The organism is Acetobacter papayae (assembly GCF_047721125.1).
In the GTDB taxonomy this organism is placed as follows: domain Bacteria; phylum Pseudomonadota; class Alphaproteobacteria; order Acetobacterales; family Acetobacteraceae; genus Acetobacter; species Acetobacter papayae.
The window spans coordinates 19,242-31,043 of the sequence record NZ_JBDNWF010000031.1; the positions used below are offsets into that span (position 1 = coordinate 19,242).

General features: G+C 63.7%; 8 protein-coding genes and 1 pseudogene. 4 read left to right on the forward strand and 5 right to left on the reverse strand.

Features of this window, described 5'->3' with window-relative positions; all coding sequences use genetic code 11:
• Together ABF757_RS09535 and ABF757_RS09540 are read left to right on the forward strand one after the other, a co-directional pair.
• Window positions 1-1,001, forward strand: a pseudogene (locus ABF757_RS09535) (FAD-dependent oxidoreductase); the annotation flags it as partial.
• Between the two features lie 83 nt (window positions 1,002-1,084).
• Entirely contained in the window at window positions 1,085-2,434 is a 1,350-nt protein-coding gene (locus tag ABF757_RS09540; protein ID WP_415481976.1) for a dihydroorotase, read from the forward strand.
• 62 nt (window positions 2,435-2,496) lie between these two features.
• Here ABF757_RS09540 and ABF757_RS09545 read toward each other — a convergent pair whose 3' ends face one another.
• Together ABF757_RS09545 and ABF757_RS09550 are read right to left on the reverse strand one after the other, a co-directional pair.
• Entirely contained in the window at window positions 2,497-2,961 is a 465-nt protein-coding gene (locus tag ABF757_RS09545) for a hypothetical protein (protein ID WP_025860363.1), read from the reverse strand.
• 146 nt (window positions 2,962-3,107) lie between these two features.
• The gene (locus tag ABF757_RS09550) at window positions 3,108-5,162 is read right to left on the reverse strand and encodes a polysaccharide biosynthesis protein (RefSeq protein WP_415481978.1); all 2,055 of its coding nucleotides are present in this window, start codon (window positions 5,160-5,162) and stop codon (window positions 3,108-3,110) included.
• A 104-nt stretch (window positions 5,163-5,266) separates the two neighbouring features.
• Here ABF757_RS09550 and ABF757_RS09555 point away from each other — a divergent pair, with 104 nt between their 5' ends.
• Window positions 5,267-6,412 (forward strand): MraY family glycosyltransferase, encoded by a 1,146-nt coding sequence (locus ABF757_RS09555; protein WP_415481983.1) that lies wholly within the window; start codon window positions 5,267-5,269, stop codon window positions 6,410-6,412.
• A gap of 29 nt (window positions 6,413-6,441) precedes the next feature.
• Here ABF757_RS09555 and ABF757_RS09560 read toward each other — a convergent pair whose 3' ends face one another.
• The 3 genes from ABF757_RS09560 to ABF757_RS09570 form a co-directional block, all read right to left on the reverse strand.
• Window positions 6,442-6,885 (reverse strand): hypothetical protein, encoded by a 444-nt coding sequence (locus tag ABF757_RS09560; RefSeq protein WP_025860362.1) that lies wholly within the window; start codon window positions 6,883-6,885, stop codon window positions 6,442-6,444.
• 184 nt (window positions 6,886-7,069) lie between these two features.
• Complete coding sequence (locus ABF757_RS09565; RefSeq protein ID WP_025860361.1) at window positions 7,070-7,483, reverse strand: MarR family transcriptional regulator; 414 nt, start codon at window positions 7,481-7,483, stop codon at window positions 7,070-7,072.
• Between the two features lie 143 nt (window positions 7,484-7,626).
• Window positions 7,627-9,099 (reverse strand): leucyl aminopeptidase family protein, encoded by a 1,473-nt coding sequence (locus ABF757_RS09570; protein WP_415481980.1) that lies wholly within the window; start codon window positions 9,097-9,099, stop codon window positions 7,627-7,629.
• 116 nt (window positions 9,100-9,215) lie between these two features.
• Here ABF757_RS09570 and ABF757_RS09575 point away from each other — a divergent pair.
• Window positions 9,216-11,802, forward strand: a 2,587-nt coding sequence (locus tag ABF757_RS09575) for a helicase-related protein (protein WP_415481984.1), incomplete at its 3' end; no start/stop codon positions are given.

Here is an 11,802-nt window from a genome sequence, read left to right on the forward strand (position 1 = left end):
CCCCCACGCAGGATATCACGGCAGAGCGCATTGTTATTGCCACCGGCTCCACCCCCACGCGGCCCTCTTTCCCCGGTGTGGAACTCGCCATTACCTCGGACGAGGCCTTTGCCCTGCCCCAGCGCCCCGACCGGGTAGCGCTGATTGGTGCGGGTTATATCGGCATTGAGTTCGCGGGAATTTTTGCCGGGCTTGGTGCTCAGGCCGAACTGATCTACCGCCACGACCTGCCCCTGCGCGGCTTTGATGAAGACATGCGTACGGCTCTGGCCGATGCCATTACGGTGCGCGGCATCACCCAGCACCGCAACGCCAGCCCCGAAAGCCTGACGCGCGACGGCACGGACCTGCTCCTGCGCCTGAACACGGGCGAGACCCTGCGGGTGGACTGCGTGTTTCTGGCCACCGGACGCCACCCCAAGACAGCAGCGCTCGGGCTGGAACAGGCGGGTATCAAAACCGCGCAGAACGGACGGATTGTGGTGGACGGTCTGGGCGAGACCTCCTGCCCCGGCATTTACGCCATTGGCGATGTCACGGACCGGATCAACCTTACCCCCGTTGCCATTGCCGAAGGGCATACTCTGGCCGACCAGCTTTTTGGCAAGGCCCCGCCCCGCGAGTGGGATTTCGCGACCACACCCAAGGCCGTTTTCTTTTCCCCGCCACTGGCCTGCACGGGCCTGACGGAAGAAGAAGCCGCCCGCACGGGGGCAGTGGATATTTATCTGACGCGCTTTACCCCCATGCGGCATACGCTGGGCGGGCGGCGCGAGCGTAAAACGGTCATGAAACTGGTGGTGGATCAGGCCAGTCAGGTAGTGGTGGGCGCGCATATTCTGGGCGATGACGCCCCGGAAATGCTCCAGGCCGTAGCCATTGCCGTGACCGCGAAACTGACAAAAGCCGATTTTGACCGCACAATCGGCATTCACCCCACCTCAGCCGAGGAACTGGTGACGCTGCGTACCCGCACACGCGAAACACCGCATACCCCCTGATCGGGCGCGCCCGCACAAGGGCGCACCACTCCCCCAGCCTTCTCCCGCCTGCGCCCACGCGACTGCGAAAGGACACAAGCCCCATGGCCTTCACGCCCTCCTCTTCCGGCCCTCATGATCTGGCGCTCAGAAACGGTTCCGTTGTTCTGCCCGATGGCACGGTCAACACCACGCTTTATGTGCGCGATGGTCTTGTCAGCGCTATCGGGGGGGAAGCCCCGGCCGCACGCACCATCGACTGCACGGGCCTGACCATTCTGCCCGGCGTGATCGACACACAGGTGCATTTCCGCGAACCGGGTGCCGAGGAAAACGAAGACCTCGCCACCGGCAGCCGCGCCGCCGTGCTGGGTGGGGTAACGGGCGTGTTTGAAATGCCCAACACCAAACCCACCACCTCCACTCCCGAGGCTGTGGCCGACAAGCTGGCCCGCGCACAAGGCCGTATGTGGTGCGAGCACGCCTTTTACGTGGGCGCCACCTCCGATAACGCGGATGAATGCGGCACGCTCGAACAACTGCCCGGCACGGCGGGTATCAAGGTGTTCATGGGCTCTTCCACCGGGAATCTTCTGGTCTCCGAGGATGCAATGCTGGAGCGGGTGCTGCGCTCAGGCCAGCGGCGCGTTGCCATCCATGCGGAAGACGAAGCCCGGCTGAAGGAACGTCTGGGTGAGCGGGTAGAAGGCGATGCGGCATCGCACCCCGTCTGGCGCGATGATGAAACCGCCCTGCGCGCCACCCGCCGCGTTCTGGCACTGGCCCGCAAAACTGGGCGGCGCGTGCATATCCTGCATGTCACCACCCCGGCGGAACTGGAGCTGATTGCCGCCAACCGCGATATCGCCAGTTGCGAGCTCACCCCCCAGCACCTGACCATGAGCGCTGAGGACGCCTACCCCCGCCTTGGCACGCTGGCCCAGATGAACCCGCCCATTCGCTCCGCCGCACACCGCGAGGGGCTCTGGCACTGGCTGCATCAGGGCCTGCCCGATGTTATTGGCTCGGACCACGCCCCCCACAGCCTTGAGGCCAAAGGCCGCGCCTACCCGGCCTCGCCCTCCGGCATGCCGGGTGTGCAAACACTGCTGCCGCTGATGCTCAACCACGTAGCCCACCACCGGCTGAGCCTGCGCCGTCTGGTGGACCTGACATCAGCCGGACCGCAAAGGCTGTTCGGGCTGGTGCGCAAGGGCCGCATTGCCGTGGGTTATGATGCGGATTTCACGATCGTGGACCTGAAAGCCCGCTGGACGATTGAGGAAGACTGGCTGGCCTCGCGCTGCGGCTGGTCACCCTTTACGGGCGAAGAAATCACAGGCCAGCCCATTGGCACGGTTATCCGTGGCCAGCAGGTCATGTGGGAAGGCAGCCTGGCGGACAAACCCGCAGGGCAGCCCTTCCGTTTCGATGCGACGGACCGCCCGGCCTGAAGCCTCTATAGGCTCAGGGCTCAGGGCTCAGGGCTCAGGGCTCAGGGCTCAGGGCTCAGGGCTCAGGGATAACCGGAATGCTGGTAGGAAAAACCATCTACCAGCATCCGCAGCGGGGCAAATGCCTGAGCCGAAAAGCTCTCGCTGCGCACCGTGCTGCCGTCAGGCGATTCCATAAAAACGGTGTTGTTCCAGTCCGCGGCACTAATGCCGGTCCACAGGGTCAGCACCAGCACTTCCTTGTTCTGGGCATCGCGCAGGTGCAGATGGGCATCGCCTGATGAGGGCGGGGTGCGATACAGCGGCCCCCAGCCACCGGAATGCGCGTGTGTCCAGTCGTTCAGCGTTGCTACTTCCTGCGTCGTCAGGGCGCGCGTATGGTGCATGGGCCCCACATCCAGCGTGCCGCTGGCGATCTGCGGAAATGAAACCGGCTTGAAATTAGGCAGCGCCACGCCCCAGATCAGCGCCGCCGTGCTGACCGTAAACGCCACAAACCCGATAATGAACGCCGTTTCCTTACGCATACCCATGTCCTTTTCCCTGCGCCATCCTGACGCCCATGCCCGCACCCGGCTCCGTGTCGGGCCTGCCTGATACACAGGCTTTTCACCGTTTTTTCACGCCATGTTCAACCCACCGGGCCAGAACGGACGCGGCCCTGCGGAGTGCCCTATGGGCGGGCCTGTGCTTCCTTTACTGCACCGAGGGACTGCACGCCAGCAGGGGGTGCTGCCATGGTGTCCCGCGCGCCGGTGCGGGCCTCGCCCTCGGGGTTATGATCGAACTCCGGCACCAGCAACGCCAGAATACGCAGGGCTGCCTCTACATCATTGTGTTGCGCGTAGCGGGTAATGTCCTCCACGGCGCGGGTCACCGCCTCGCGGTCCACTACGCGGGGGGTGGCCATCAGCAGACCGGAGGCATCGGTGGGTACAGGGGCCTCGCGCCCGTGGAACAGTTCCTCAAACAGTTTTTCACCCGGACGCAGGCCCGTGAAACGGATAGCCACATCCTCATCAGGCCGCAGACCGGCAAGGTAGATCATCTGCCGGGCCAGATCGACAATGCGCACCGGCTCGCCCATATCCAGCACGAAAATACCGCCATTATCGAGCAGCCTGTCCGTGCCGGACGCCACCTTGCCGCCGCCATTCCAGCCAGCCAGCCCCTGCGTGCCGCGCACGGCGGCCTGCAGCACCAGCCCCACGGCCTCGGGCACGGTCATGAAATAGCGGCACATATCGGGGTGGGTTACGGTCAGCGGACCACCGCGTTCGAGCTGCTGGCGAAACAGCGGCACAACAGACCCCGTAGACCCCAGCACATTGCCAAAACGCACCGTAATGCAGCGCATGGCCATGGGGTCGCCCGAGGCCCGGGCACTGATATCGAGGGCCTGACAGTACATTTCCGCCGCACGCTTGGATGCACCCATCAGGCTGGAAGGATTGACTGCTTTGTCCGTGGAAATCACCACCATGGCGCGCACGCCATGCCGGGCAGCGGTGTCGGCCACCACGCGGGTGCCGTGAATATTGGTCAGCAACCCCTCGGTCGGGTTGTCCTCGACAATCGGCACATGTTTGAGTGCTGCGGCATGGAACACCAGATCGGGTCTGTGTTCCGCCATAATCGTATCCAGCCGGGCCGCATCACGCACATCCGCCACCAGACTTTCGCGCACGATATCGGGGGCTGTCTGCGACAGTTCCATGCTGATCTGCCACAGGGCGAATTCCCCATGATCAAGCAGCACCAGCCGGCTCGGCTGCAAACCCGCAATCTGCCGCGCCAGTTCGGAGCCGATAGTGCCACCCGCCCCTGTAACCAGCACCACCCGCCCTGCAATCATGCCTTCCATCCCTTCCCGATCCAGCCTGACCTGCGGCCGGTTCAGGAGGTCTTCAAGGGGGATGGGGCGCAGGCGCACCTGCTCGGCGGGGGTGAGGTCTGTCAGGGCCGGGGCGCGCAGCACCGCAATACCCTTGGCGCTGGCGGCATCCAGAACGGCTGTCAGTTGCGAACCACGAAAGGCCGGGTCCGTCACCACCAGTGAATCAGGACGATGCCGCCCGCTGACCAGCCGCTCGAGAATGGACTGGATATCGGCAACATTGCCCAGAATGGGCACGTTATGGATACGCTGGCCGGGCCGGTGAGCGCCCACGGCCACAATGCCTGCAACGCGCGTGCCGGTGTGCAGATTGCGTTCGAACACCCGCATATACAGGTCCACGACCGAGTCATCCCCGATCAGCACAATCCTCTGGCGGGCGGCCCAGTACGGCACGCGGCCATACAGCACACGATAGGTAACGCGCGCACCGCCCAGCACCACCAGCAGCACCATGGCGTAAATAATGCCAAAGGTCGGGCTGGGGGGCGTCACATGAAACAGCCACAACGCAACGGAAAACAGCAGCGCACTGGCAAACGATGCCCCGATAATGCCCAGCAGGTCCGAAATGCCCGAAAAGCGCCAGTACTGCTGCGGCACACGAAATGGCAGACCGCTAATGGCAAGGGAAACCGCCGCCCCGGCCAGAAACCACAACGGATGCAAAAGCCCGGCCTGTGGGGCGGCCAGCCAATGGGCGACAGGTGCCGCAACGGCCGCCAGCAGCCCGTCGAGCACGACGTTTACAGCGACCCTGTTCAGCGCCCACAACCGTGAACGCCCATACCAGGATCTGCCACTCGGGGCCGGAGAATGTTGCGATACCATGCTATTGCCCTTATAGCCCGAGGCCTGTCATCCTTGAAAGCTACCCCAGCCGGGATAATAAACGCTTCATGGCTTTCTCCCCCTCATTCTCCTTACAGACCATCATGGCTTTTTTGCCAGAACTGGCAATTCTCTGTGGTGCGGCGCTGCTTTCGGCCTATGGCGTCCGGCGCATGATCCGGCTGGCCGTGCTGGATCACCCCGGCCATCGCAGTTCCCACACGAGCGCTACCCCCAAGGGGGGCGGCATTGGAATCATGGGGGCTTTTCTCGTGTGCTGGCCAGTGCTGCACTGGGTTACGGGCGGGGTGGGGCCGCATAGCCTCGGTATCCTGACAGGTGCAGCACTTGTACTGCTCTGTGTCGTTTCATGGCTGGATGACCTGTACCAATGGCCCCCTACCGCCAAGCTGGCCACACAATGCGCCGCCGCCGCCATGGTGGCCGCCGGATTTGCCCTGACCTGCGGCCTGCCCGGTGCAACCGCGAACGATCTGGCGCAGCATGCTGCGGCACCGGGCGCATTTTCATGGCCCCAACTAACAGGGCCAGCCCTGCCCCCCCTGCTGCCGGACTGGCTGGTGCCGGTCGTGGGTTTTGCCGGGGCTGTCCTGTGGCTGGTATTCGTTACCAATGCCGTCAATTTCATGGATGGTCTGAATGGTCTGGTTTCGGGCTGTGTGCTGGTAGGGGCTGTGGTGCTGGCAACCTTGGCCCCGGCATTGGGAGCGACAGAGCTGGTCTGGCCCGCCCTGTTGCTGGCCTGCTGCTTGGCAGGGTTTCTGCCCTACAACTTTCCCAATGCGCGGATTTTCATGGGGGATGTCGGCAGTCAGGGCTGCGGGCTGCTGGCGGGTACGGCCAGCCTGTATCTGATGCTCCATACATCAAGCCGCCTTGAAGGCGGCTGGCTACTCGGCCCAGCCGTGCTCGCTCCCCTGCTGTATGATGTGCTGTTTACACTGGTGCGCCGCCAGCGCGCGGGGCTACGGCTCGCTCAGGCGCATCGGGGTCACCTGTATCAGGTTCTGCACCGGAGTGGCCTTGCCACGCCCACCATCAGCCTTGCGGAATGGGGCATGACCCTATGGGGTGGCGCCACCATGATAGCGCTAGCCCGCCTGTTACCTGTTCTGGGAGGTTTTTACGCCACGCTGGTTTGCGGGCTGCTGGTGCTAGCGCCCCAACTGCTGTGGACAGGGTTTACCCTGCGCCGCACAAGGGCGCACCCGGTGGGGGCGTGGTCGTAACCCCCCTTTAGCCGGGTGCGCGCTGTATTTTACTTAAGTGTAAGGGTTATGCCTTGCGCCGAACCGGCCAGACGCGCCCCTTCGGAAATTGTCTCGATCTTGATCCGCACGCCGTTCTTATTTTCCAGCACGGCGCCACCAAGGCCCTGCCCCAGTGTGGCTTCGCCATGGGCGGCAATATAGGTGCCGTTGAAATCCTTGAGCGCATGCAGATTATAGACGGTGCCGGTGCCCTGAATGGTAGAGAACCCGACCGCGGCGATTGTCCCACCTGAAATCTTGAAAGCATGGGTGTGGTGCTTGTAGGTCAGCTTGCCGCCACCCCAAGTATAGCCCACGCCCAGATCAGCCGATTTGGCGGAAATCGTTATCTTGGCTGTCGGATCACCCAGCGCATCTTCCGCATGCGCGGGAGACAGCAGACCAGCGGCCACAACAAGGGAGGACGCCGCAAAAAAGGATGCTAACCGCATAAGGACATTCCTTTCAAAAAGCACTGATCCTCATATCCCCGAGGGCGACTGCGCCACACGGGCCATGAGGCTGTCTTATGAAAAAAACGTCTGTAAGCCCACGGGGTTCCGCAGGACTTTCCCCATCCACTTTGGGGAAGAAAAACCGCCGGGCATGACACCCGGCGGCAGGCCAGCCTCAAGCTCAGGCGGCGGCAACACGGCGCAGACGGCGCACGGTGGTGGTTTTGTCTTCCACCCGGCTCCGGCGCGAGGCATCCGGCCCCGCTTCGGACATGACCGTACGGATTTCCTTCAGATACGCGGCACCCTTGGGTGTGCGCTGCACCAGAACGGAACGACGATCCAGCGGGTCCACCTTACGGCGGGCCAGATCCAGCTCACCCAGACGGTCCAGCGCGCGGGTGATGGCGGGCTTGGAAACATTCAGCGTCGCGGCGAGGCCACGCACCGTCTGGCCGTTTTCGTCCAGATAGCAGGTGAGAAACACGGCGAGCTGACGGGCCGACAGGTCAGGCCCGGCGCCACGCACGAGAGAAACGATGGTATCACGCAGGGTCTTGACCAGATCCTCTGACTTTTCGGCACTATGCGCCATAACCCATATCCTTGCTTGCTTGCCGCCTGTTCATAGCGGCCCTCTGTTGCCGGCCATCCGGGCCAGCGCGAATTCTTCTGCGGTTTATATAGGAACCGGAACGATAGTGTTAAGTGTCTCAACCCGTAATAGTTTCACTTCTTTTATGACTTCTTGATGGCGCTCGCATGACAGGCTGAAGACTCAAACCCGAAAACCGCCCCGACAGCCGCGAAAAAACCCCTGATTCCCGGCGAATCTCCGCCTTCTGGCCGACCGGGGCGCGAAAAATCATTCCATGCATAACTATCGATATGCACCCAGCGCTGGTCAGGTTTTACAAAACGCTCAAGAAACAATCCCGCAGTAATAGCGCCAGCCATGGGGCGCGAGGACACATTACTGATGTCCGCCACCGAACTACGCATCCAGTTCGCATAACCCGGCCACAGGGGCAGCCGCCATAGCGGGTCGGCCTGCTGGTGGCCTGCCTGCTCGAACAGGGCGGCCGTTGCATCATCATTACAGAACAGGGCAGGCAGGTCCGGCCCCAGCGCCACACGGGCGGCCCCGGTCAAGGTGGCCACATCCAGCAACAGGTCAGGGCTGGCCTCGCCCGCCTCATGCAGTAGGTCGCACAGCACCAGACGGCCTTCAGCATCGGTATTGCCGATTTCCACTGTCAGCCCCGCCCGGCTTGTCACCACATCCAGCGGGCGCATAGCCCGGCCTGATACGCTGTTTTCCACACAGCCTAGCCGCACCTCCAGCCGAATGGGCAGGTCCCGCGCCATGACAAGGCGCGCCAGCGCTAGAACCGAGGCCGCCCCACCCATATCCTTTTTCATCCGCAGCATGGCCGAGGACGGTTTGAGGTCATACCCACCGCTGTCAAAACACACACCCTTGCCCACGAGAGAGAGCAGGGGGGCGTTGCGGCCCGCCTTTGAGCCCTGCCAGCGCGCCACCACGACACGTGGTCCCCGTTCCGAGCCCATGCCCACATGGGCAATCAGCGGGTAGCCTTTTTCCAGCGCGGCTCCCTTGATGGTCTCCACCTGCGCGCCCAGCGGGGCCAGAACAACCCGCGCAGCCCGCGCAAGCTCGGATGGCCCCATGAGATTGGCCGGAGCGTTGATAAGGTCACGCGCAAGCCAGATCGAGCGCGCCATGTCCACCGCCAGCCCCTCGCGCTCGGCACGGCTCACGACCAGACGGGGCCTGTTCTTGCCCGCCTCAGCACCGCTCGCCCCTTCCTTGAGGCTGTAACGATACGCCCCAAGGCAGAACCCCAGAATAATATCATCGCGGGCGATGTCGTCCGGTGCGTTCACCGTCCAGTTGCCTACGGGCAGGTCACGCGCCAGCAGGCCGAAGCCGAACGGATCGCGCACTGCCTGCCCATCCGCCGTTTTTTCAGCAATACCGAGCAGGGCCACGGGCGCATCCGCCTCGCCCGGAACCAGAACAAGCTGGCCGGGGCGGGCCACAAAGCCGCATTGCTGCGCGAACGTGGCGGCTTTTTCTCCCACCCGTGCCGCCAACGTCACCCGTTCGGATGCCCGCACCGCGTGGACAGTCCAGACTGTCTTGCGGCTTGTCGATACACTCAGGCATTCCAGCTCACGAATGGGCATGCGTTCTCTCCTTATTGGCAGCCAAGACTGCGCCAGCCCGGGGGCATATGCAACGGCAGGCAAAATTCCGCGCCAGCACGCTTGATTTTATGCCCGCGCCGACCGAGCATAACGACATGAAGGTTTCCGCGCGCCAGCACGCCGCCCCGCCAGAACCCAGCCCGGCCCGGCCCGCACCGGAAGGCGCGTGTATACGGGCCATTCTCGGCCCCACCAATACAGGCAAGACCCATCTCGCACTCGAGCGCATGCTCGCGCACGACTCCGGCATTATCGGCTTTCCGCTGCGGCTGCTGGCGCGGGAAAATTACGAACGCATGGTGCAGGCCAAGGGCGTGCGCGCCGTTGCCCTCATTACCGGGGAGGAAAAAATCATTCCCCCCCATGCGCGCTGGTTTTCCTGCACAGTCGAAGCCATGCCCACAACACCCCTGCCGGGTAACCAGCCGGTGGATTTTGTGGCCGTGGATGAAATCCAGCTCTGTGCCGACCCCGAGCGTGGCCATATCTTTACCGACCGCCTGCTGAACGCACGTGGTGCGGCGGAAACGCTGTTTTTAGGGGCGGACACCATCGCCCCACTGCTGAAAACGCTGATCCCGCATATTGAAATAGACACGCGCCCGCGCCTGTCCGCTCTGTCCGGGGTCGGGCATAACCGGCTGTCGCGCCTGCCCCCGCGCTCGGCCATTGTCGCGTTTTCCGTGGCCGAGGTTTATGCCATTGCCGAGCTTATCCGCCGCAAGCGGGGCGGTTGTGCGGTGGTCATGGGCCAGCTTTCACCCCGCACACGCAATGCGCAGGTTGCGCTCTACCAGAACCGCGAGGTCGATTACCTTGTCGCCACCGATGCCATAGGCATGGGGCTGAACATGGATATCCACCATGTGGCCTTTGCGGGGCTATCCAAGTTCGACGGACAGCGCCACCGCCTGCTAAGCGCTGCCGAAGTAGCCCAGATCGCGGGCCGGGCCGGGCGCGGTGCGCGGGATGGCACCTTTGGTACCACCGGCACCTGCCCACCGCTGAACGAGGCCATGGTGGAGGCGGTGGAGGAACACCGTTTCGACCCCCTGCAAAGCCTGTGGTGGCGCAACAGCGCGCTTGATTTTTCTTCCCTCACCGCACTGCATGCCAGTCTGTGCCGTAAGCCGCCCATGCGCTGCCTGCGCCCGGCTGAACCCGCCGCGGATATGCTGTGCCTGCACGCCTTCATGCAGGACAGCAGTATTAAAGCACTGGCGAACACCCCCAATCTGGTGCGGCTACTCTGGGAGGTCTGCCAGATCCCCGATTTCCGCAAACTGGGAGAGGACAGCCATATCCGCCAGTGTGCGCAGATTTTCACCCTGCTGGCGCGCAGGGGCCACCTGCCATCCGACTGGCTGGGCGCACGCCTGCATGGCATGGACAGCACCGAGGGAGACCTTGATTCCCTCATGCAGCGGCTGATGGGCATACGGATCTGGTCCTATGTTGCCGCCCGGAGCGACTGGGTAGAAAACGCCGCCCACTGGCAGCGCCACACCCGCCAGCTTGAAGATACCCTGTCCGATGCGCTGCACGACCGCCTGACTGCCCGTTTTGTAGACCGCAGGGCCGCCAGTCTGGCCCGCAGGCTGGAAGAATCCGACGGCAAACCCCTGCTTTCGGCTATGAGCCGCACGGGCGAAATTATCGTGGAAGGCCACACCGTAGGCCATATGCGCGGCTTTGCCTTCGCCCCGGATGCCGAGGCCGCCCGCATGGACCAGCCATTGATCCTGCGCGCGGCGCGGCGGGCGGCCCGCACGGAAATGCCACATCTTGTCGCCCGCTTCGCGCAGACGGACGATACCGAACTCACTCTCGATACCGAAACCGGCATACTGAGCTGGCAGGGCGAGGCCGTTGCCTCTCTCCGCTCCGGCCTGTCTGTATTGCAACCAGACATCGCGGTGCGGGACGCGGAGTTTCTTGATGCGGGGCAGAAAGAAAAAATCCGCGCGCGGCTGGCCCGCTTTGTCACAGCCCTGATCCGGCATGAACTGGCCCCCCTGTTCCGGGCCGAGGCCGCCGTGCAGGCACACCCCCTACCACGTGGACTGGTGCATAGCCTGATGGAACAGGGCGGCGTTACGCCCTGCCCGCTGCTGCCCCCCCTTTCCAGCGTGGAAAAAAAGCTGCTAGCCCGGCTTCATATCCTGCATACGCGCGATGTGCTGTTCTGCTCCCGCCTGCTGCGCCCCGCCCCCATGGCGCTGCGCCGCCTGCTACTGGGCATCCACCAACAAACCACCCTGCCCTCGCTCCCTCCTGCTGGCGCGGTTTGCGTGCTGTGCGCCATGCCGCCCAGCCTCTCAGATCAGGCGGCGTATCTCAGCCTTGGCTGGCTTTATGCCGCGCAGACCCTGCTCCGACTCGACCGTGTGGCGGATATCCGCGCGGATATGGAGTCGCTTGCCCGCAAAAGTGCCAAACCGGCTCCCGCTAATCTGGCATCACGTCTGGGCGTGACAAAAAAGGCGCTACCCGTCATTCTGAAAGCCTTGGGTATACGCCTGTACCCGCCCACCCCCTTGCCTGACGGGCAGCCCGGCCCCCCGGCTCCGCTGCTGATACTCCCCGCGGCGGCCCCAAAGAAGCCCGGCGCCCCACCCGGCCGCCCGCAGCAACCCGCGCCTCGGTCCCCCCGGATGGGCCGCGGGGCGGGGGGCGGGGGTG